The organism is Arthrobacter sp. FW306-1B-G06A (assembly GCF_058781765.1).
On sequence record NZ_JBYSXB010000013.1, the window covers coordinates 18,759 to 38,833 of the forward strand.

A 20,075-nucleotide genomic window follows, 5' to 3' on the forward strand; every position below is an offset into this window, starting at 1 on the left:
GACGAAGATTATGACAGCTTTGTGACACTTGGCCGCGTTTTGTTCACGAAGCCGGGGTTGTGGATGTCTGAAATTGAAGAGACGGGTGATGCCTGTGTGACTGGAGATAGAATTGGGCGCAGCAGTCTGCATCCTTCGGATGTCTCCGCCGCCACTGTGCGTCACAGGAAGATTGAAGCTCGTGAAAAAGCCATCCGGCGTCGTTCCAATAGCCCTGTTCTTGCTGGTATCAGGTTTCACCGTGGGAGTGCCGCTGCCGGCGCACGCCGACACGACTCCGGCAGCACGCGAAGACAGATACGTGGTCCACTACGCCGAAGGCACCGACGTTGACGGGAAGACCGCGGAGCTGCGCTCGCAGGGAGTCTCGGTGGACAAAACGTTCACGCATGCCGTGAAGGCCGCGGTCGTCACGGCGACGCCAGCGAAGGCCGCTGCGTTGGCGAAGTCGAGCCACGTGGCATCGGTCGAGCGGGACACACCGGTTCGGATTTCGGACACCCAAGCGCCGGCACCCTGGAACCTCGACCGGACCGATCAGCGCACCCTCCCTTTGTCCGGGAGCTACACCCCGCCTTCGAGCGGCGCCGGGGTTCAGGTCTACATTGTGGACAACGGGGTGCTTGGCACCCATGTGGACTTCGGCGGTCGGGTGACCGCGGGGTGGAGTGCCTTCTCGGGGCAGCCCGCCAATGCCCCCTGCACCGATCCGGCAATGCCCGACGCCGGCCACGGGACGCACGTAGCAGGCATCACGGCCGGCAGCACCTACGGCATGGCCAAGTCGGCAACCATCGTGCCGGTGCGGGTCCTTGGTTGCGACGGTACGGGATACTCCTCCGACGTCATAGCCGGCCTCGATTGGATGGTCCAGCAGCACCAGCCCGGCCAACCCGCCGTCGCCAACCTCAGCCTCTCCGGACCTGCGAACCAGAGCCTGGACGACGCTGTCCAGGGCGCGATCAATAACGGCATTACCGTCACCTTGGCGGCCGGCAATTCCAGCACGGACGCGTGCACGCTGTCCCCCAGCCGAGTGCCTGCCGCGATCACGGTGGCCGCGAGCGACAGCTTCGACCGGCAGGCATCGTTCTCCAACTACGGTCCCTGCGTCGACCTGTACGCACCAGGAGTCCAGATCACCTCGGATTGGCAGACGTCAAATACCGCAACGGCTGTCCTGAACGGAACCTCGATGGCCTCTCCGCATGCGGCAGGAGCGGCCGCGATGCTCCTCGCCATGCATCCCTCGTGGAGCCCCGCGCAGGTCTCGGCAACGTTGACCGTCGGCGCAACAGCCGGAATAGTCCAGTCGACCGGAAACTGCATGCCTAACCGGCTGCTGTACGTCAGCCCGTCGCTCTTTTCGCCGTCGCAAGACCCGTTGGGCGGATTTGCGGCTACAACCCCCTGCAGGCAGCTTGACACGCGGGACGGGACCGGTGGCGTCAACGGGCCGGTCGCCCCCGGACAGACGATCAGCGTCAAGGTTGCGGGACGCGGCGGCCTCCCGGCGACCGGAGTTTCCGCTGTCGCAATGAACATCACGGTGGCCAACCCGACGTCGAACGGCTTCATCACCGCGTACGCCGGCGGAACAAATCGTCCGGCGACCTCGAACCTGAATTTTGCCCCAGGGCAGATCGTCCCGAATTTCGCGATCACGCCGGTGGGGTCCGATGGCACGATTTCCTTCACGAACAGCTCCAACGGCACGGTCCAGCTCATCGCCGACATCACCGGTTACTCCCTCACGCCTGGCGCGTCGCCCGCTCCCGGGACGTTCTCCGCCCAGGCCCCGTTCCGGCAGCTGGATACCCGTGACGGCACCGGCGGCGTCGGCGGACCCGTTACCCCCGGACAGACCATCAACGTCAAAGTCACAGGCCGCGGCGGTATTCCCTCTTCCGGTGTTTCCGCCGTCGCGATGAACATCACGGTGGCCAATCCCTCGTCGTTCGGCTTCATCACCGCTTACGCAGGCGGGACTCCGCGTCCGAACGCCTCGAACGTGAATTACGCGGCGGGACAGATCGTTCCGAATTTCGCCATTACGCCGGTCGCTCCCGACGGGACGATTTCATTCACGAACACCTCCGGCGGAACCGTCCAGATCATCGCCGATACCTCGGGCTATTACCTTGCGGGCACACCGTCAACCGCCGGGGCGTTTTCCGCGCAGGCCCCGTTCCGCCAATTGGATACCCGTAACGGCACCGGCGGGATCAACGGACCTGTTGCCCCCGGACAGACCATCAACGTCAAGGTCGCGGGACAGGGTGGCATTCCAGCGTCCGGTGTTTCCGCTGTCGCGATGAACATCACCGTGGCCAACCCGACGTCGTTCGGGTTCATCACCGCCTACGCCGGAGGAAGCCCGCAGCCGAGCACCTCGAACGTGAACTACGCGACGGGACAGATCATCCCGAACTTCGCCATTACGCCCGTTGCTCCGGACGGTACGATTTCCTTCACCAACAACTCCAACGGCACAGTGCAGCTCATAGCCGACACTTCCGGGTACTACATCGCGGGCTAACCGCGAGATGGGGCGCCCACCGGAGTGGGCGACCCATCACGGAACGAACCGGCGGCTGGCCTAGCTGCCCTTGGCCGCCCGGAATCCTGACTCGAGGTCCGCGAGGATGTCGTCGATGTGCTCGATCCCGACGGACAGCCGCACCAGTCCCGGGCTCACGCCGGCCACGGCCTGCTGTTCAGGCGTCAGCTGGCTGTGCGTCGTGGACGCGGGGTGGATGACCAGGGAACGGACGTCGCCGATGTTTGCCACATGGGAATGCAGCTCCAGGGCGTCCACGAAGCGCTTGCCGGCGTCGATCCCGCCCCGGATGGTGAAGGACACCACGGCGCCGGTTCCCCGTGGCCCGTACTTCCGTCCTCGTTCGAACCACGGGCTGGATGGCAGCCCCGCATACGCGACCGATTCGACGTCGTCGCGCCCTTCGAGCCATTGCGCCACTTTGGTGGCGTTGTCCACGTGGCGTTCCACCCGCAGGCTGAGGGTTTCGATTCCTTGGGAGATCAGGAAAGCGTTGAACGGTGAAACTGCCGAGCCGAGGTCGCGCAAAAGCTGGACCCGGGCCTTGAGGATGTAGGAGAGGTTCGCGCCGAGGGCACCGTCCTTGCCGAGGTCGCGGGCATAGACCAGGCCGTTGTAGCTCGGGTCCGGGGTGTTGAAGTTGGGGAACCGCTCGGGGTCCTTGCCGAAATCGAAGTTGCCGGAGTCCACGATGACACCGGCAATGGCGGATCCGTGCCCGCCCAGGTATTTGGTGGCCGAATGCACCACGATGTCAGCGCCCCACTCGATGGGCCGGATCAGGTAGGGCGTGGCGAGGGTGTTGTCCACGACGAGCGGGACTCCAGCCTCGTGCGCGGCGCGGGAGACGCCTTCGATGTCCAAAACGTCCTGGCGGGGGTTGGAGACGACTTCCGCGAAGAACAGCTTGGTGTTTGGCTGCACGGCCTCGCGCCAGTGGTCGAGGTTGTCCGGGTCCTCGACGAAGGTCACCGAGATTCCGAATTTCTTCAGCGTATGCGCCAGCAGGTTGTAGGTGCCGCCGTAGAGGCTCGGGCTGGCCACCACGTGGTCACCGGCCTCGGCGACGTTGAGGATGGCGAACGTTTCCGCGGCCTGGCCGGAGCTCAGCAGGAGCGCGGCCACGCCGCCTTCCAGGCTCGCAATGCGCTGTTCCACAGCATCCTGCGTGGGGTTGCCGATCCGGGTGTAGATGGGCGCCAGCTCGGCGAGCGCAAAGCGGTTGGCAGCGCTTTCCGCGCTGGGAAACACGAACGAGGTGGTCTGGTAGATGGGGAGTGCCCGGGCTCCGGTGGCGGAGTCCGGCTCCTGGCCGGCGTGGATCTGGCGCGTTTCGAATGACCATCCTTGGGACATGCGGACTCCTGGTTGTCTGGGCTCTTGCCGTGCTTCAGCTTGCCGGGCCGAAGTATTCAGCCTGCCGGCGTTCGGTTGCCGCCAGTCTAGGGATGGTGTTGCGGGCTCCGGAAGCTTTGTGACGAACACAGTAGTTTTCGGTCCCGGCGCGTCCTGAAGTGACTCTGAGCTGCCTTTTCGATACATCCCACCTTGGTTAGGCTTGACTTAGCTGAGAGCTCCATCACAAAGTGCCAAGATGAAGCCATGCGCATGGATCACGTCTCTTACGCTTGTGAACGAGATGGCCTTTTGGCCACCACCGAGCGGATTTCCGCAGCATTGGGAGTGGACGCAGTCCGGGGCGGAGTGCACCCGCGCTTCGGTACCCGGAACATGATCATTCCCCTTGCTGACCACAAATACCTGGAAGTTGTCGAGGTCCTTGACCACCCGGCATCCGACAAGGCACCTTTTGGACAAGCCGTCCGTGCACGCTCCGCCGCGGGAGGTGGTTGGATGGGCTGGTGCGTCGCTGTGGACGACCTGAGCCCGTTCGAACAGCGGCTTGGACGCGCCGCCGTTCCTGGCAACCGCAAGTTCCCGGACGGCCGCGAACTCGTCTGGTCGCAAATCGGCATCCTGGGGCTCATCGCCGATCCCCAGGTTCCCTACTTGCTGCGGTGGGAGGGCGACCCTGCACTTCACCCGTCCCTCGTCTACCCAAGCGACGTCAAGATGTCCAGCCTCACCATCGCCGGCTCCGCGGAGCGTGTCACCGAGTGGCTAGGGGAACCCGTGGAGAAGCCTCTCGAGGACGTTGCAGTCCAATGGATGGCTCCGCACGGAACGCCGGGAATCATGTCGGTAACGTTCGAAACCGCCAACGGAGCCGTCACCATCTGACGGACCATCGGGCCAGGAGTGCCCGGGAAAAACTTCGGCCGCCATATGCGGGTGCCAATGACGTCACCCCGCAGTGGCGGCCGAAACCTTTTAACGCGCTTCAGCCCAGCCCGATTGCCTTGCCGAAGACGCTGAAGCCGACGAACGCCACGATGTCCAGGAGAGCATGGGCCACCACCAGCGGCATGACCCTCTTGGTCTTGGTGTAGATCCAGCCGAACACGAGGCCCATGACGGCATTGCCGATGAAGGGCCCGAAGCCTTGGTACAGGTGGTAGCTGCCGCGAAGGAGCGCGCTGAGCACGATCGCCAGCGTGGTGCTCCACCCGAACTTCCCGAACCGGTCCAGAAGGTAGCCCACCACGATGACTTCTTCGACGACCGCGTGCCGCACCGCGGAGAGGACCAGGACGGGCACTGTCCACCAGTAGGAGTCCAGGCCGCTGGGGATGATCGCCGTCGTAATCCCGAGGGCGCGGCCGGCCGCGTAGAGGCCCAGCGACGGGATCCCGATCAGCGCGGCGAGGCCCAGTCCTTGCAACGCGTCACGGCCCGGGCGGGCGAAGTTGAAGCCCAGCCGGGTGAAGCCCGAGGGACTCTCCGCGGTTTGGCGGTGCAAGGACAGGAAGTAGAACACCAACACCACCGGGACCAGGGCGAACGCGATGTCCAGCAGCTGGTAGGTGAGATCGAAGTACTCGCGCGTGCTCTGCGAGCGGTTGAGCGTGGACGTCGCATGGGCCAAAGGCCCTTGGGTCATCTTGTCCAACAACTGCACCACGGAGTACACGGCCGATTGGCCCAGGGACAGGCCAAGGACGATCAGTACTTCGGCGCGCAACCGGCGCGTTGAGGCTAGGAGCATGCTCCTATCTTGCCTTCATTTGCCTGAGGTTTCCCCTGAGGCGGGTCCACCAGTGTCCGCCTGCGCGGGCCGGGCCACTCCTGAGCCTATGCTTGGTGGGATGAGCGCGCCAGCACGAATCTTCATGATCCGGCACGGCCAGTCCGCCGCCAACGCCGACACTTCCATCTACAACCGTGTGCCCGATTACCGCATCCCGTTGACGGAGCTTGGCGTAGAGCAGGCACGGGCTGCGGGTGAGGCGCTGCGCAGGAAGCTCGACGGCGAACCCGTATGCGTTTACGTCTCTCCGTACCTTCGGGCCTACCAGACCCTTGAGGCACTGAATCTGGGCAGCCTCACGGAAAGAGTCATCGAGGAGCCCCGGCTGCGTGAACAGGACTGGGCCAACTTCCAGATCGCCGGAGACATCGGGGACCAGAAGGAGCTCCGCAACCTCTACGGGCATTTCTTCTACCGGTTCCGCGAGGGCGAATCAGGCTCCGATGTGTACGACCGGATTTCGTCCTTCATGGAAACCCTGTACCGGCATTGGGAAAAACCCGACTACGCGCCCAACACCCTGCTGGTGACCCATGGCCTCACCATGCGGCTCTTCTGCATGCGGTGGTTCCACTGGTCGGTGGAGTACTTCGAATCGCTCAACAACCCGGGCAACGCGGAGCTACGGACACTGATCCGCAACGACCAGGACAAGTACGATCTGGACACGCCGTTCAGCCAGTGGGTGCAGCGCAGCACCGATGAAACCGTGCTGAACGCTCCCCCGATGGTCTTCTGACGGGCACTTATCGAAGCTAGTCGTCCTTGGCCACGATCACTTCGGTGCCGCTTGCTTCAAACGCAGCCTTGTCTTCTGCCGTGATGCCCGAATCGGTGATGAGCCGCCGGAAGTCGTACCCTGCCATTGCCGCGAAGGCACGCTTGCCGATCTTCGTGGAGTCGGCCAGGACATAGGAGTCGGTGGCACGCCGGGCCATGACGGTGTTCACCATCGCTTCTCCTTCGTCGGTGATGGTGGGCCCGATCTTGGGATCGACGCCGTTGACCCCGATGAAGGCGATGTCCAAGGCAACCTTCTGCATGATGACATCGGTGTAGGGCCCCACAAGTTCGTAGGAACGCGGGTTCAGGATGCCGCCGGTGACCATGATCTTGATGTTGGGGCGCACGGCAAGCTGGGCTGCGATGTTGATGGCGTTGGTGACCACCGTCAGCATGGGCCGGTTGGAGGGCGCGTTCAGGTCTTCGCGGGTAGAAAGCACCTGGGCCAAAGCCGTGTTGGTGGTGCCTCCGCTGAGTCCGATCACGGCCCCGGGCATGATGAGCTCCGAAGCGGCCAAGGCAATCTGCTGCTTGGCCTCGGCGTGGTCATCCCTGTTGTAGCGCCCCGGAAGTTCGTACGCCACGGATCCCGTGGTCGCACCCCCGCGGGTTCGGCTCAGGAGCCGCTGCTTGGCGAGGCTGTCCAGGTCACGGCGGGCCGTCGCCGGCGAGACGGCCAAGCGGGTCACGATATCCTCGACCTCAACATGCCCTGACTCGGCGAGGAGATCAAGGATGGCTGTCAGTCGATCGTTGCGGGTCATCACGAACCTTCCGGAAATTGGGACTAGTTCACTTTCGCGAACAGCGTCAGCAGACGTGCGGTTTCCAACACCAGGGCGTCACGTCCGGCCTTGATGTACTTGCGGGAGTCCACCACGGAAGGGTTGGCATCCAGGTACTCACGGACGGCGCGGGTGAAGAACCCGTTCAAGTGTGTGGATACGTTGATCTTAGTCATACCGGCCCGGATTGCCGCCACCAGCGTTTCATCTGCTACGCCGGAGGACCCGTGCAGGACGAGCGGCAGCCGGACGGCTTCCTTGAGCCGGGTGATCAGGGCCAGGTCCAGGGCTGCGCTGCGTTCGGTCATGGCGTGCGAGGAACCAACGGCGACGGCGAGGGCGTCGACGCCGGTGGCTTCCACGAAGGAACGGGCTTCGGCCGGATCGGTGCGGACCCCCGGGGCATGGGCACCGTCCTTGCCTCCCACCTTCCCGAGCTCGGCCTCGACGTAGACCCCGTGGTCCTGGGCGTAGGTGGCGACCCGACGCGTGACTTCGACGTTCGCGTCGTAAGGCAAGTGCGCGCCGTCGTACATGACGGACCCGAAGCCGAGGTCGACAGCCTGCAGGGCAAGTTCTTCGGATTCGGCGTGGTCCAGGTGCAGGGCCACGGGCACCGAAGAGTCCCGGGCAATGGACATGGCACCCCGGGCGATCGGTACGAGTCCGCCGTGGAAACGGACACAGTTCTCCGAGATCTGCAGGATCAACGGAACACCAGCCGACTCCGCCCCGGCAACCAGGCCTTCCGCGGTTTCGAGGTGGATGACATTGAAGGCGCCCTGTCCGATTCCGTTGGCCGTGGCGGTGTCCATGAGTTCCCGTGTACTGACGAGCGTCACAGGGTCTCCTTCCAGCTGAGAATGAGTTGGTCTTCGAGGTCCGCGTAGAGCGGCGAGATCTCGCCGGCGGCCGGCATGAGCACCGCGGCGGCGGACCAGGCTGTAGCCCGGCGGAGGATCGTGGGGATGTCGGTGATGCCGTCGGCGAGCGCGACGGCGGCCGCCGCCACTCCGGCGTCGCCGGCTCCTGTGGGGTTGCCGCTGAGTGGTTCCGGGAGCCGGGCGGCCCAGTACCCTCCGGGGGCGGCATGGTGGAACGCGAGCATGCCGTCGGCGCCGGCACTGACCAGGACCGTCTTGGCCCCGAGCCCGATCAAACGCTCTGCTGCTACGTCCAGGCTGCTTTCCCCTGTTGCTTCGAGGAGCTCGTGGTTGTTGGGCTTGAGGAGGTCCGCCCCGGCGCGTGCGGCGGCGATGATCCCGGGACCGGAGGTATCGACGACGGCGGGAATCCCGGCGTCGTGCGCCAGGCGCACCAGCGCCGGGTAGAAGTCGGCCGGCGCGCCGGGCGGCAGGCTCCCGGATCCGACAAGCACTCCCGCGCTTTGACCGTCCAGGGCGTCGACGACGGCGGCGGCCAGCGCCTGCCATTCTGACGGTTGGAGTGGACTGCCCTCTTCATTGAAGATGGACGTTTCACCGCCCACCGTATCGACGAGGGCGATGCTGCGCCGAGTGTCCGCGGCGACTGGAACCAGGCGATGCGGCACGCCGCTGCTGAGCAGCTCGGCAGCAAACTCGGCACCGGCCGTGCCCCCCGAGGGCGCGAGTGCCAGCACAGGATGGCCCATCTGGTGGGCCACGCGCGCAACGTTGAGGCCTTTTCCGCCGGCGCGGCTGAGGGGCGCGGCAACGCGATGGCTTGCTCCGGGGGTGATCCCGGCGACGTGGTAGCTCAGGTCGATGGCCGGATTGGGGGTAACGGTGATGACCCGTTTCATGGCCTGGTTCATCGGCTGGTTCATCGCCCCGTCCCCGTGCCGGAGGCGGCCTTCGCGGCCGGGAGCAGGGCCCGGGCCCTCATGGCGGCGCCGAGCAAACCCGCATCCTGGCCCAGTTGGGCGGGCATGATGATGGGTCGGCGTTGGAAATCGAGCAGCTCATCGAGGCGGGAACGCAGTGGCTGCAGGAGTCCTTCTCCGGCTTCGGCAAGCCCGCCTCCAACTACCACTGCTTCGGTGCCGATGATGCTGACGCATTGGCTGAGGCTGAAAGCGAGGGCGTCCACGGCGTCGGCCCAGATCCGGGCCGCAAGGGCATCGCCGGCCGTGGCCCGTTCGAGGACTTCGCGGGCACCGGCGCGCTGAGTGCCGGCTTTGTCGCTGTAACGCCGGGCGATCGCTCCGGCGGAGCCGACGGCCTCGAGGATCGTGTGGCCCGGACCGTCGGGGTCCGGAACGAGGGCGTGCCCCAGTTCCCCGGCGAAGCCGCCTGCGCGTACCGGGTACCCGTCGGAGATGACAGCGGCGGCGATCCCGGTGCCGACCACCATCACCACGACGTTGCGAAAATCCCGGGCCGCTCCGAAACGGAATTCGGCTTCGGCGGCCGTGCTGACATCGTGCCCGAAGGAGACCGGCAGTCCGAGGCGTTGCGCGGCCTTTTCCCCAAAGGGAAAGTTCCGCCAGCCCAGGTTCGCCGAATAGATCCCCACTCCGGTGTCGGAGTCCACGATTCCCGGGACCACAATGCATGCTGCCTTCGCCGGGTGGGCGGGGAATTCAGCGGCAAATTCCGAGGCCAATGCCTCAACGGCGTCCAGGATCGCCTCGCCCGGCCGCAAAGGATCATGCGGCGTAGCCCTGCGGCGTAAACCCAGGACATTCCCGGCTGTGTCGACCAGGCCTGCCTTCAGATCGGTCCCTCCGACATCGAAGGCCAGGACTGCGGATTCAGCGGCTCCGAGAACCATGGGATTGCCTAGGCCGTGGCGTTCAGGACAACAGAGCGCGTGAGGTTACGCGGGAGGTCGGGATTGAGGCCGCGTACGCGTGCCCTCTCCAGCGTGACCTTATGGACCCGGGCCAGCTCGGCGAGCGGGTGCTTGCCGGTATTGACGTAAAGGGCGCCGGTGCGGCCCATGTCGGCGTCCAAGCCCTCGGGCTGCGGGCCGAAGATCCACGTCACCCGGCCAGGGGCGGCGATGGAAATGGGACCGTGCCGGTATTCCATTGCCGGGTAGGATTCGGTCCAGCCCTGAACTGCTTCGCGCATCTTGAGGCCTGCTTCGTGGGCCAGGCCAACGGTCCAGCCGGTACCGAGGAAGGTGAACTGTTCGGCGTCGAGCAACTCCTGGGAAACGGGCTCGGCCACTGCCGGACGGGCGTCCTCGATTGCCGTGCCGAGTTCGATGCCCAGGCTCGTCAGGAGGTACACGAGGGCGGTCGTGGCGAAGCGGGTCTGGACCACCGATTTCTCGTCCGCGTAGGGAAGGCCGATCACGGCGTCGGCAAGGGTGGTGATGGGCGAATTCACGTCGCCGATCACCGCGATAGTGCGGACTTTTCCACGCAAGGCTTCCAGGAGCTCAAGCACCTCGGTGGTGGTGCCGGAGCGGGTAATGGCGATGACGGCGTCGTACTGGCGGCCCGCGCTGTTGTGATTGAGGAAGGCTTCGGACGCTGCGAACGCGTCGGTGACGCCCTTGCCTGCGGCTTCGCGGGCGGCGGCATAGCTTTGCGCCATGAACCATGAGGTACCGCAACCGACGACGGCGATCCGCTCGCCGTCGGCGGGAAGCAGGTGCTCCGCTTTGGATTGCTCGACGGCCCGCTGCCAGACCTCGGGCTGCGAAACAAGCTCTTCTTCCATGAAGGCCCCGAGGGTGTTGTTACTCATCGCACTTACCATTCCTGTCCGCGCTACTTCGACGCGCTCTTCAACACTCAACCATTTGACGTTTTATGATCCATATAAACACTAAACGATCATATTCAATCGCACAAGGATCGTGCGGCACCTCGGACACGCCCAAGCAAAAGCAGGGCCCCTCCATCTGGAGAGGCCCTGCCTGTGCTGCGAAAGCTGTGGGGAGAAGCGTTGCGGAGGCGCCGCTAGACAGCGCGGACGCCCGCCCGCCACACGGCGAAAGTCAGCGGGATACCGGGCCGGTACGCCAGGTGGGTCGCCGACGGCGCCTTGAGCATGTGCAGGTCGGCGCGGTGCCCGACGGCGATCGAGCCCACCGCCCGTTCGCCGTCGACGTCATTGCCTGACTCCCTGCCGAGCGCAAGCGCACCGCCATACGTAGCCGCCCGGACAGCTTCATGGACGCTTAGGTGCATCTGCAGCACCGCCGTGGTGACGCAGAAGGCGATGGAGCTCGTGTAGGAGGTGCCGGGGTTGCAGTTCGCGGCCAAGGCAATCTGCACCCCAGCGTCGATCAGTGCCCGGCCCGGGGCGAGCGGCTGGCGGGTGGAGAGATCGCAAGCAGGCAGGCAAGTGGCAACCGTGCCGCGCGTGCCCGTTCCGGTGGAGGCATCCCAGCCGCTCCAGGTCCCGGCGAGCGCCCCGATGTCTGCCGCCGAGAGGTAGTTGACGTGGTCGACGCTGGCCGCACCGAACTCCACGGCCAACTGCACGCCAGGTCCTTCACCCAGTTGGTTGCCGTGGACGCGCAGGCCCAGGCCCGCGTCGCGGCACGCGGTCAGGACGCGGCGCGACTGCTCTTCGGTGAAAGCGCCGCGCTCGCAGAAGACATCGGCCCACTTCACGTACGGCCGGACGGCGTCGAGCATCGGACCGCAGACGAGGTCCGTGTATTCCTCGGCGTCGGCTCCGGCCGGGACCAAGTGCGCGCCGAGGTAGGTGACTTCGTCCACGGTCGCTGCCGCGATGCGGGCACTGCGGGCCTCGTTCTCAAGGTCCAGTCCGTAGCCGGTCTTGCTCTCGAGGTAGGTGGTGCCCTGGGAAACGGCTTCTGCCACGCGCCCGGCAGCGAGCCGGGTCAGTTCCTCGTCGCTCGCTGCGCGCGTGGCGCCCGTGGTGACGGCGATACCGCCGGCGCTGTAGCTCTGGCCGGCCATTCTGGCCTCGAATTCGGCGGTCCGGTCCCCGGCGAAAATCAGGTGCGAGTGCGAGTCAACCCACCCCGGGAGCACGGCGCGGCCTTCCGCGTCCATGTGCCCATCAGCCGAGGGAGCCTCCGACGCCGGACCGATCCAGGCAATCCGCTCACCCTCGATTACTACGGCGGCATCCTTGAGGACGCGATGCTCCGCGTCCTGGGTCATCAGTTCGCCGATGTTGCTGATCAGTGTGCTCGTCTGCCCGCTCATGAACCTATTGTTCAACGGCGGATGGACCAACGGGCCGCTGCCAGCTCCCTCGGTGTCCGGGATGCCGGACTGATGCCCGGTGCGGTGCCAACAGTCCCCGAACCCAGGATCTCCGCGGCAGCGAGTTCGGCGATGGCGGAAGAGGTCTGGAATCCGTAGCCGCCCTGTCCGGCAAGCCAGTAGAAACCGGGAGCCTCGGCGTCGAATCCCACCACCGGAACGCCGTCGGCAGCCTCGGTGCGCAACCCCGTCCAGGCTTTTGCCACCGAGCGGATGCCCAGCGACGTGATCGAATTCAGCCGGGCCACCAGCTCCTCCACGTCGCCGGGCCGCGGCCGCGCGTCCTCGGGACCGCTCGGCACCGTTTCCGACGGGGAAATGAGCACCTGTTCCCCCTCGCGCCGGAAGTAGTAGGCGTCATCGGCCGCCGCCACCATCGGGGTGCCCGGCCGAAGCGGGCGCTCGACGTCGACGATGGCCGCCGTGCGCCGGAACGGCTGCAAGCCGAGCTTCTCCACGCCGCTGAGCACCGCGAGCTCGTCCGCCCAGGCACCTGCCGCGTTGACGACGACGGCGGACTGGAAGCCTTCCAGCCCGGCGCCCAATTGCCAGCCGGAACCAAGCCGTTGGGCAGAATGGACCCGGGCGCCGGTAATGATGTCCACTCCCCCGGCCTCGGCGCGCTGCCGGTGGTCTTCCAACAGCACGGGCGCATTGCAGGCGAATGACCCCGTGTCCAGGCCGGCGGCCGTGAAGGCCTCCGGATTCAGTGCCGGGCACAGCTCAAGGGCTTCGGCGTGCGTGATGGGGTGCATGTGTCCGCTGGCTTCCGCCTTGACGGTGGCTTCGTCGCCCACCAGCATGAACGAGCGCGGTTCCAGGACCGGTACCGGCAATCCGGCGTCGCGGGCTGCCATCAGCTCCAGCGTGCGGACGGTGAGTTCCTGCACGACGGCGGGTCCATAGCTGGGGATGAGCTGCCGGGCCGAGCGGGAGGACGTGTGGTACGCCAGTGTCTGTTCGGCTTCCACGAGGGCTACCGAACACTGGCCGGCCAGCGCTGAGGCCAGCGACAACCCGGCGATTCCTCCACCGACAATTACCACATCATAATGTGCAGCCATCCCCCCATCCTGTCAGCGCGCAGGCCCAGATGCGAGTAGCGCCCGGTGCCGAACAGCGCCGGTGCCGGCTATTCCAACGCGGACGGCTTGATGCCGCTGTAGGGGGTCCACCACGTGAGTGGTTCCGTGACAGTGAAGCGCCGTCCGGAGATCGAATCCGCGGGAACCCGCACGAAATGGTCCTTCTTGCCTGATTCCCAAGGAAACAGGGGCAGGGAGAACGTGTTGATGACGTCGTCGAGCTGTTTGACGGGCGCCGCCTTGCCATGGAGCACAACGCTCCACGCGACGCCCGTGTTGGCGTCGACGCCGTCCACCTCCATGGCCACCGGGAATTCGCCCAAGGCCGCGGCGAGCTTTGTGCCCGCTCCGGTCCTGAAGACCACCGTCCCCTGGTCCACGGTGTAATTGATCGGAAAAATGTCAGGGTGGTCTCCCAGCCACACGGCCAGCCTGCCGACGGACACGCCCCTCAGGAGATTCCAGCATTGCTGCGAATCCAACACTTCGGTCACGGAAGGTGCTGCATCTTTGTCCATGCTGCAGATACTAGGCCTCCTCTCCCCCTCGGGACAGGGCTTAGGCGAAGGGGTTCAGCGCAGGTATTGGAGTTCCTTGAAATGGCCGATGTAGTCGGCCAGGAGCGCTTCTGCCACCCTGACCGAGTCCACGAGCGGGTTCATGGCCATCGCCTTGTAGGCGGAGCGCCGGGAACCCGTGAGCGCAGCGTCGATGGTGGCGCGTTCCACCGCCTTGGCGTTGACGACGAGCCCGCGCGCGTAGTCCGGAAGGGGCTTGGCCGGGAGCACGCGGGCTCCACCCGCATCCACGAGGCACGGCGCCTCGATGACGGCGTCGGCGTCGAGTTCCGCCAGGGTGCCTTTATTGGGGACATTCAGGATCAGTCGGGCCGATTCGCCCTGGCTGATGGCGCGCATGATCGCCAAGGCCACGGCCTCGTAGCCGCCGGAAACCAGGTCTTCGGCGTCGCGTTCGAACGTGCCTGCCGCGTCCCTGTTGCTCTGCATGTATGTCTCTTCGCGATCGAGCTTGGTCTTCTCCCAGAGCCTGAAAGCCGCTTTCGACGACGGGACCCCCTGGGCGGGCTCCGCACCGCCGTCGTTTGCTGCCGCGAGCCCGCTGTAGAAGGACGACTGTTGGCGCGCCAGGTAGGCGCCGCGGGTAGTATGGGCGCGCCGGTCGGCGTCGAGCGCTTCCCGCCTGAAGTAGTAGTAGTGCAGATATTCGTTGGGAACCGCACCTAGGGCTTTGATCCACGAAGCGCCGAACAGCCGGCCCTCCTCAAAGGACTCGATGGCGCCGTCGTCGGCCAGGAGCCGCGGCAAGACATCCGCACCGTCGACCACGAGCCCGCGCAACCAGCCCAGGTGGTTCAGGCCGATGTAGTCGATCTGCACGGAGCCATCCCGAAAGGCAGCCGCGCCGCGGTGGATCCCGGCCGCGAGCAAGCATCGCCTGGCGAGCCCCACCGGCGAATCGCAAATCCCCACCACCTTGTTGCCAAGGACCCGCGTCATGACCTCGGTGATGACGCCGGCCGGGTTGGTGAAGTTGATGAACCAGGCGTGCGGAGCATGCTTCTTCACCGACTCGGCGATATCCAGGACCACGGGAATGGTCCGGAGGGCGTAGGAAATCCCCCCTGCACCGACGGTCTCCTGCCCGATGACTCCGTGTTCCAGTGCGATCCGCTCATCGGCGGCGCGCCCCTCGAGTCCACCCACCCGGATGGCGGAGAAGATGAAGTCGGTGCCGGGCAAGGCTGCCGGCAGCGCCGTGAACGTCCTCACAGCTGGTGCGTCGGGCACCCCCTCGGCCATGTCGGCGAGGACCCTGGCCACCACGCCCAGGCGCGCGGGGTCGGCGTCGAACAGCCTCAGTTCGGTGACCCGGCCGGGCCCATGGTCGGACAGCAACGCTGAATAGACCAGGGGTACCCGGAATCCCCCGCCGCCCAGGATGGTGAGGATCATGGGAACTCAGAGCCCCGCGGCTGCGCGGCTCTTCACGAAGGCCTGGACACACGCCTCGACGTCCTCGGAGCTGTGCGCGGCCGAGAGCTGCACGCGGATCCGGGCCGCTCCCTTGGGTACCACGGGGTAGCTGAACGCGGTGACGAACACTCCGTGGTGGAGCATCTCGTCGGCAACCTTCGCGGCAAGCACGGCGTCGCCGAACATCACCGGAATGATGGCGTGTTCGCCGTCGAGCAGCTCGAAGCCTTCCTCGCTCATGCGGCGCCGGAACAAGGCAGCGTTCTCGAAGAGCCTGGAGCGGAGCTCGCCCGAACCCTGGACCAGCTCAATGGCCTTGATGGTGGCTGCGACGATTGCCGGGGCCAGGGAGTTGGAGAACAGGTAAGGGCGGGCCTTCTGGCGCAGCATGGCGACGATTTCGCTGCGGCCGGAGACGTAGCCTCCGGAGGCGCCGCCAAGGGCCTTGCCGAACGTGCCGGTGTAGATGTCGATCCTGTCCGAAACACCCGCGTGTTCCGGGGTTCCGGCACCGGTGGCTCCCATGAAGCCGACGGCGTGGGAATCGTCCACCATGACCAGGGCGTCGTGCTTTTCGGCGAGATCGCAGATGGCTTCGAGCGGCGCGAGGTAGCCGTCCATGGAGAAGACGCCGTCCGTCACGATGATCTTGCGCCGGGCCGGAGCTTCGCCGCTCGAGGCTTCGATCAGCTTGGCTTCGAGGTCAGCCATGTCCTGGTTGGCGTAGCGGAAGCGCTTGGCCTTGCTGAGCCGGATGCCGTCGATGATCGAGGCGTGGTTCAGGGAATCCGAGATGATGGCGTCCTCGGCCCCGAACAGGGACTCAAAGACACCTCCGTTGGCGTCGAAGCAGCTGGAGAAGAGGATGGTGTCCTCGGTTCCGAGGAACTGTGAGACCCGGGCTTCGAGCTCAAGGTGCAGGTCCTGGGTGCCGCAGATGAAACGGACGGAGGCCATGCCGAAGCCGCGCTCGTCCATGGCGGACTTGGCGGCAGCGATGATGTCCGCGTGGTCTGCCAGGCCCAGGTAGTTGTTGGCGCAGAAGTTCAGCACGGTGTTCGCCGGCTGGCCGAGCTGGCCTGCGGAGATGTGGCTGGCCTGCGGCGAGTCGATGTGCCGCTCGGTCTTGAAGAGGCCTGCGGTGCGGATCTCTTCAAGTTCGCCCTGCAGCTGGTCTTTGATGCTTGAGTACATGGTGGCTCCTGGTACTGGGGTCTTGGGGAGGACTTTACGGTGTCTTAGAATTCGGCGTTCTAGAGTTCAGTCCAGTCGAGGACAACCTTGCCGCCTGTGCCGGCGCGGGCGATTTCGAAGCCCTTTTCCCAGTCGGTGGCGGACAGCTTGTCCGTGACGACGGCGGAGATGTGGCTGTGCAGCACGGGGTTGGAGGACAGCATGGCACTCATGGCGTACCAGGTTTCGTACATTTCGCGGCCGTAGATGCCCTTGAGGGTCAGCATGTGGGTGACCACTTTGCCCCAGTCGATGTCGATGGACTGGCTGGGCAAGCCAAGCATGGCGATGCGTCCGCCGTGGTTCATGTTGTTGATCATCTCAGGCAGGGCCGTCGGATGCCCGGACATTTCCAGGCCGATGTCGAATCCTTCGCGCATGCCGAGCTCGAGCTGGGCATCCTTGACGCGCATCTTCGACACGTCGACGGCGAGGTCCACGCCCATCTTCCGGGCGAGTTCGAGGCGGGGAGCGGACACGTCCGTGATGGCGATCTTGCGGGCACCGGCGTGGCGCGCGACGGCGATTGCCATGAGCCCGATGGGGCCGGCGCCTGTGATGAGCACGTCCTCGCCGACGAGGGGGAAGCTCAGTGCGGTGTGGACGGCGTTGCCGAAGGGGTCGAAGATGGCGCCAAGCTCCGGGGTGACGGAGGGATCGTGGTGGACCCAGACGTTGGTCTCCGGGATGACAACGTATTCGGCGAAGGCGCCGTCGCGCTGCACGCCCACGGACACTGTGTGGATGCACATCTGGCGGCGGCCTGCGCGGCAATTGCGGCAGATGCCGCAGACCACGTGGCCTTCACCGGAGACGCGGTCGCCGACCTTGACGTCGCGGACGTCCTCGCCCACAGACACCACTTCGCCGTAGAACTCGTGTCCCGCGATCAAGGGAGTCTCGATGATGCTCTGCGCCCAAGCGTCCCAGGACTGGATGTGCAGGTCCGTTCCGCAGATACCGGTGGTCATGACGCGGATCTTGACGTCGCTGGGACCTGCCTCCGGTTCGGGCCGTTCGACGAGTTCAAAACCAGCGTGGGGACCGGACTTGTAGAGAGCCTTCATGGGTCTTCCTAACTCAAGGGATTGGGCCGTTTGTGTGCCGTTTCACTTCATTGAAGCCCCACGGACGGTTTAGCACAACTAGGTTTTTCTCAATCAACGATTTAGCATTTGCTAAATGGAAGTACATCAGCTCCAAATGCTCAGGGAACTAGGAGATCTCGGCAGTGTCAAGGCCGTGGCCGAGACGCTCATGGTCACTCCCTCGGCCGTTTCCCAGCAGCTCGCCCTCCTGCAGAAGTCGGTGGACGTGCCCTTGACCCGCAAGGAAGGCCGCGCCTTGGTGCTCACCGATGCGGGCCGGGTCCTCGCCGACGCCGGAGCCGCCGTCGTGAGCGCCATGGCCGACGCCCAGGCGGCGATCGGCGCGTACCATGACTCCCCGGGCTCCACCGTCACCGTGAGCGCCTTCCACAGTGCGGGGCAGGCTTTGTTCGCTCCGCTCGCGGCCTTGTTGACGACCGCGCGCACCGCGGGTCCGGAAAACAGCGTTCCCCGCGTGAAGCTCGCCGACGAAGACGTCGCACAGGAAGACTTTCCGGGCCTCGCCGCGCGCTACGACCTCGTGCTGGCTCACCGGATGGAGCACAGTCCCGGCTGGCCCACCGACAAAGTGGCCGTCATTCCGCTCGCCGACGAACCGCTCGACGTCGCGTTGCCTGCCGGGCACCCGCTCGCGGCGCGCCGCGAACTCATGCCGGCCGACGTCGTCGGGCAGCCCTGGGTGACCAGCCGCGACGGATACTCCCCCGCGGACGTGCTGGCCGCCGTCGTCGCTGTCAGCGGGCGCCCGGCCGATGTCCTGCACCGCATCAACGACTATTCCACCGTGGCCTCGCTCGTGGCGGACGGTGGCGCGATAGGTTTGCTCCCGCGGTTCACCGCCCAGCGCGTCCTGGACGCCGGCGTGGTGCTGCGACCTCTCGCGGGGGTGAATTCCGTGCGCAAGATCGACATCCTGGCGAGGCCGGAGACCCTGAAACGGAAATCGGTCATGACGGTCTGCGAAGCACTACAGACCGTCATGACCGAACTCGCCGGGGGCACGCGGCTCTAGAGTTCCCGGACCCGGGCCGGCTGCCCTGCGTTGAAATACTCCACGAGCTCTTCCGGCAAGGCCGGAACCAGCTTCGCGCAACCGTCGCCGCGGAGGGACTCGGTGGCAAGCACTCCCGCGGCCACGGCCTCCCGGGCCGCGATCGGCGAGGTCGCTGTGGTTCCCCCGTCCTTGGCGAACCGCAGGAACTCTGCAATCAGCAAAGGGTCCGCACCGCCATGGCCGCCTTCGCCGTCACGGACCAAGACCTTCTGGTCGGGCTCGGCGAAACCTGAGGTTGTCCGGGTGGTCCATACATAGATCTGATCGCCGGCCCCGTCACCGAAGTTCTCGATCCTGCCCTTGGTGCCGATCACGGTGTAGTTCCGCCAATAGTCCGGGGTGAAATGGCACTGCTGGTACGAGGCAAGCACACCGTTGTCCAGGACCATGTTCATCATCGAGATGTCCTCGACGTCGATCGTCTCGGCGAGGTCCGTCTGCTCGGTGGGGGGCCAATTGTCCACCGAAAACCAATCCCCCATCCGGCGGCCCGTGTTGTCGCGGCGGGACGCGACGTCCCCGTAGACGGCCAGATCCCCGATTGCCTGCACCTTGGTGCTGTACCCCCCGGCGAGCCAGTGGATGACGTCGATATCGTGCGCGCCCTTTTGCAGCAGCAGCCCGGTGGTGTTGGCGCGCTGGGCATGCCAATCCTTGAAATAGTAGTCCCCGCCGTTTCCCACGAAGTGCCGGCACCAAACGGCCTTGACGTCACCGATGGTCCCGGCCTGGATGATGTCCCGCATCTGCACCACCACCGGCATGTGCCGCATGTTGTGGCCCACGTACAGTCGTGTCCCGGTGTCGAAGGCCGTCTGGAGGATGAGGTCGGCTGCTTCGAGCGTGACATCGAGCGGTTTCTCGCAGAAGGTGGGAATGCCCGCTCTAAGCGTCCGGACCGCGACGGCGGCGTGCTGGTTGTCCGGGGTCAGGACCAGCACCGCGTCCAGGCCTGAGGCCAACAAGACGTCCAGGTCCTCGGTGATGACCGCCGTCGGGATCTTCTCTGCTGCGTCAGCCCTGCCGCGCTCGCCCAGATCGCACACAACCGTAACTTCCGAACCGTGGCCGGGCTTGTGCGCGTGGCGCCACAGCGACGACCGCAAGCCGAATCCGACGATGCCTACTTTGAGGTCCATAAGTAC

Annotated in this window: 18 protein-coding genes; 4 read left to right on the plus strand and 14 right to left on the minus strand. The window is 65.5% G+C overall.

Features of this window, described 5'->3' with window-relative positions:
- Positions 1–181: 181 nt before the first annotated feature.
- Positions 182–2,539, plus strand: a complete 2,358-nt coding sequence (locus tag AC3WJM_RS08920; RefSeq protein ID WP_492271682.1) for a S8 family peptidase — start codon at positions 182–184, stop codon at positions 2,537–2,539.
- A gap of 60 nt (positions 2,540–2,599) precedes the next feature.
- On the opposite strand, the gene AC3WJM_RS08925 is transcribed toward AC3WJM_RS08920, so the two are convergent.
- Positions 2,600–3,916 carry a bifunctional o-acetylhomoserine/o-acetylserine sulfhydrylase gene (locus AC3WJM_RS08925; protein WP_492271683.1) on the minus strand — a complete coding sequence of 439 codons (1,317 nt, stop codon included), beginning with the start codon at positions 3,914–3,916 and terminating at the stop codon, positions 2,600–2,602.
- Between the two features lie 246 nt (positions 3,917–4,162).
- Here AC3WJM_RS08925 and AC3WJM_RS08930 point away from each other — a divergent pair, with 246 nt between their 5' ends.
- Complete coding sequence (locus AC3WJM_RS08930) at positions 4,163–4,801, plus strand: VOC family protein (protein WP_028266517.1); 639 nt, start codon at positions 4,163–4,165, stop codon at positions 4,799–4,801.
- A 100-nt stretch (positions 4,802–4,901) separates the two neighbouring features.
- Here AC3WJM_RS08930 and AC3WJM_RS08935 read toward each other — a convergent pair whose 3' ends face one another.
- Positions 4,902–5,666: a CPBP family intramembrane glutamic endopeptidase gene (locus AC3WJM_RS08935; protein ID WP_284989751.1), complete on the minus strand. Its 765-nt coding sequence runs from the start codon at positions 5,664–5,666 to the stop codon at positions 4,902–4,904.
- Positions 5,667–5,766: 100 nt separating this feature from the next.
- Between AC3WJM_RS08935 and AC3WJM_RS08940 the strand changes: the two genes are divergently transcribed.
- Positions 5,767–6,447, plus strand: a complete 681-nt coding sequence (locus AC3WJM_RS08940; protein ID WP_059387874.1) for a histidine phosphatase family protein — start codon at positions 5,767–5,769, stop codon at positions 6,445–6,447.
- A 16-nt stretch (positions 6,448–6,463) separates the two neighbouring features.
- Here the strand turns inward: AC3WJM_RS08940 and AC3WJM_RS08945 are convergent, their stop codons facing one another.
- The 11 genes from AC3WJM_RS08945 to tdh form a co-directional block, all read right to left on the minus strand.
- The gene (locus tag AC3WJM_RS08945; RefSeq protein WP_059387875.1) at positions 6,464–7,255 is read right to left on the minus strand and encodes a DeoR/GlpR family DNA-binding transcription regulator; all 792 of its coding nucleotides are present in this window, start codon (positions 7,253–7,255) and stop codon (positions 6,464–6,466) included.
- A gap of 23 nt (positions 7,256–7,278) precedes the next feature.
- On the minus strand, positions 7,279–8,118 hold the full coding sequence (locus AC3WJM_RS08950; protein WP_059387876.1) for a class II fructose-bisphosphate aldolase: 840 nt from the start codon (positions 8,116–8,118) through the stop codon (positions 7,279–7,281).
- A complete protein-coding gene (locus AC3WJM_RS08955; RefSeq protein WP_492271684.1) occupies positions 8,115–9,083 on the minus strand; it encodes a 1-phosphofructokinase family hexose kinase in 969 nt (322 codons plus the stop codon). Before AC3WJM_RS08955 ends, AC3WJM_RS08950 begins: the two co-directional genes overlap by 4 nt.
- Positions 9,080–10,030, minus strand: coding sequence for an ROK family protein (locus AC3WJM_RS08960; protein WP_492271685.1), 951 nt, complete (start codon positions 10,028–10,030; stop codon positions 9,080–9,082). The genes AC3WJM_RS08955 and AC3WJM_RS08960 overlap by 4 nt, the downstream gene beginning before the upstream one ends.
- Positions 10,031–10,038: 8 nt before the next feature.
- The gene (locus AC3WJM_RS08965; protein ID WP_307052585.1) at positions 10,039–10,956 is read right to left on the minus strand and encodes an SIS domain-containing protein; all 918 of its coding nucleotides are present in this window, start codon (positions 10,954–10,956) and stop codon (positions 10,039–10,041) included.
- A 215-nt stretch (positions 10,957–11,171) separates the two neighbouring features.
- Positions 11,172–12,395, minus strand: a complete 1,224-nt coding sequence (gene hutI, locus AC3WJM_RS08970) for an imidazolonepropionase (protein WP_492271686.1) — start codon at positions 12,393–12,395, stop codon at positions 11,172–11,174.
- An 11-nt stretch (positions 12,396–12,406) separates the two neighbouring features.
- Positions 12,407–13,519 (minus strand): NAD(P)/FAD-dependent oxidoreductase, encoded by a 1,113-nt coding sequence (locus AC3WJM_RS08975; protein WP_492271687.1) that lies wholly within the window; start codon positions 13,517–13,519, stop codon positions 12,407–12,409.
- A 68-nt stretch (positions 13,520–13,587) separates the two neighbouring features.
- A complete protein-coding gene (locus AC3WJM_RS08980) occupies positions 13,588–14,058 on the minus strand; it encodes a pyridoxamine 5'-phosphate oxidase family protein (protein WP_059387879.1) in 471 nt (156 codons plus the stop codon).
- Positions 14,059–14,112: 54 nt separating this feature from the next.
- A complete protein-coding gene (locus AC3WJM_RS08985) occupies positions 14,113–15,513 on the minus strand; it encodes a 6-phospho-beta-glucosidase (RefSeq protein ID WP_492271688.1) in 1,401 nt (466 codons plus the stop codon).
- A gap of 6 nt (positions 15,514–15,519) precedes the next feature.
- The gene (locus tag AC3WJM_RS08990; protein WP_307052588.1) at positions 15,520–16,728 is read right to left on the minus strand and encodes a glycine C-acetyltransferase; all 1,209 of its coding nucleotides are present in this window, start codon (positions 16,726–16,728) and stop codon (positions 15,520–15,522) included.
- Between the two features lie 59 nt (positions 16,729–16,787).
- Positions 16,788–17,834, minus strand: a complete 1,047-nt coding sequence (tdh, locus tag AC3WJM_RS08995) for an L-threonine 3-dehydrogenase (RefSeq protein ID WP_284989759.1) — start codon at positions 17,832–17,834, stop codon at positions 16,788–16,790.
- Between the two features lie 115 nt (positions 17,835–17,949).
- On the opposite strand from tdh, the gene AC3WJM_RS09000 reads away from it, so the two are divergent.
- On the plus strand, positions 17,950–18,888 hold the full coding sequence (locus AC3WJM_RS09000; RefSeq protein WP_492271689.1) for a LysR family transcriptional regulator: 939 nt from the start codon (positions 17,950–17,952) through the stop codon (positions 18,886–18,888).
- On the opposite strand, the gene AC3WJM_RS09005 is transcribed toward AC3WJM_RS09000, so the two are convergent.
- Complete coding sequence (locus AC3WJM_RS09005; RefSeq protein WP_492271690.1) at positions 18,885–20,069, minus strand: Gfo/Idh/MocA family protein; 1,185 nt, start codon at positions 20,067–20,069, stop codon at positions 18,885–18,887. The genes AC3WJM_RS09000 and AC3WJM_RS09005 overlap by 4 nt on opposite strands.
- Between the last annotated feature and the right edge of the window lie 6 nt (positions 20,070–20,075).

Bases quoted from the DNA above. Each gene is read 5' to 3' on its own strand.
- AC3WJM_RS08965 (WP_307052585.1), bottom strand. From the start codon at position 10,956: ATGAGTAACAACACCCTCGGGGCCTTCATGGAAGAAGAGCTTGTTTCG.
- AC3WJM_RS08985 (WP_492271688.1), bottom strand. From the start codon at position 15,513: ATGATCCTCACCATCCTGGGCGGCGGGGGATTCCGGGTACCCCTGGTC.
- AC3WJM_RS08925 (WP_492271683.1), bottom strand. From the start codon at position 3,916: ATGTCCCAAGGATGGTCATTCGAAACGCGCCAGATCCACGCCGGCCAG.
- AC3WJM_RS08960 (WP_492271685.1), bottom strand. From the start codon at position 10,030: ATGGTTCTCGGAGCCGCTGAATCCGCAGTCCTGGCCTTCGATGTCGGA.
- tdh (WP_284989759.1), bottom strand. From the start codon at position 17,834: ATGAAGGCTCTCTACAAGTCCGGTCCCCACGCTGGTTTTGAACTCGTC.
- AC3WJM_RS08940 (WP_059387874.1), top strand. From the start codon at position 5,767: ATGAGCGCGCCAGCACGAATCTTCATGATCCGGCACGGCCAGTCCGCC.
- AC3WJM_RS08930 (WP_028266517.1), top strand. From the start codon at position 4,163: ATGCGCATGGATCACGTCTCTTACGCTTGTGAACGAGATGGCCTTTTG.
- AC3WJM_RS08955 (WP_492271684.1), bottom strand. From the start codon at position 9,083: ATGAACCAGCCGATGAACCAGGCCATGAAACGGGTCATCACCGTTACC.
- AC3WJM_RS08975 (WP_492271687.1), bottom strand. From the start codon at position 13,519: ATGGCTGCACATTATGATGTGGTAATTGTCGGTGGAGGAATCGCCGGG.
- AC3WJM_RS08945 (WP_059387875.1), bottom strand. From the start codon at position 7,255: ATGACCCGCAACGATCGACTGACAGCCATCCTTGATCTCCTCGCCGAG.
- AC3WJM_RS08980 (WP_059387879.1), bottom strand. From the start codon at position 14,058: ATGGACAAAGATGCAGCACCTTCCGTGACCGAAGTGTTGGATTCGCAG.
- hutI (WP_492271686.1), bottom strand. From the start codon at position 12,395: ATGAGCGGGCAGACGAGCACACTGATCAGCAACATCGGCGAACTGATG.
- AC3WJM_RS09000 (WP_492271689.1), top strand. From the start codon at position 17,950: ATGGAAGTACATCAGCTCCAAATGCTCAGGGAACTAGGAGATCTCGGC.
- AC3WJM_RS08935 (WP_284989751.1), bottom strand. From the start codon at position 5,666: ATGCTCCTAGCCTCAACGCGCCGGTTGCGCGCCGAAGTACTGATCGTC.
- AC3WJM_RS08990 (WP_307052588.1), bottom strand. From the start codon at position 16,728: ATGTACTCAAGCATCAAAGACCAGCTGCAGGGCGAACTTGAAGAGATC.
- AC3WJM_RS09005 (WP_492271690.1), bottom strand. From the start codon at position 20,069: ATGGACCTCAAAGTAGGCATCGTCGGATTCGGCTTGCGGTCGTCGCTG.